Source organism: Streptomyces cupreus (assembly GCF_014257025.1).
Classification (GTDB): Bacteria; Actinomycetota; Actinomycetes; order Streptomycetales; family Streptomycetaceae; genus Streptomyces; species Streptomyces cupreus.
Genome location: NZ_JACMSF010000198.1, coordinates 1 through 380, shown reverse-complemented (window position 1 = coordinate 380; position 380 = coordinate 1). Strand labels below are relative to the sequence as shown.

Annotated in this window: 1 protein-coding gene; it reads right to left on the bottom strand. The window is 65.5% G+C overall.

Features of this window, described 5'->3' with window-relative positions; genetic code table 11:
• Positions 1-96: 96 nt before the first annotated feature.
• Positions 97-380, bottom strand: a 284-nt coding sequence (locus H4N64_RS44285) for a LytR C-terminal domain-containing protein (protein WP_186288276.1), incomplete at its 5' end; no start/stop codon positions are given.

The window sequence follows — 380 nt, the reverse complement described above, 5'->3', positions numbered from 1 at the left end:
CCTTGCCGGTAGAACCGCCCCACCCGTGCGCCATGGAACGGGCCTGTCGTACGTCATGTCAGACGCTCGACAGGCCCGTCAGGTCGCCTCAGCCGGTCAACCGGAGCACTGGACCTTGTCGGCCGTCGACTTCTCCACGTCCGGCGTCTTCACCGAAGAGGAGTCGAGCTTCACGCCCGCTCCCTTGAAGTCCTTGCCCAGGATCAATGTCATCGTCGGCAGACCCTGGGCGTTGAGCTCGCTCTCGCCGGGCTTGAGCGCGGAACCGGAAAGACCCATGATGTCCGCCAGTCGGCGAGCCTGATCCGCCTGGTCAGGAGCGTACTCAAGGGTCGTCTTGGCCTGTGCGGCGTCCGCGTTGCCCGCGTTCTCGGACTTGC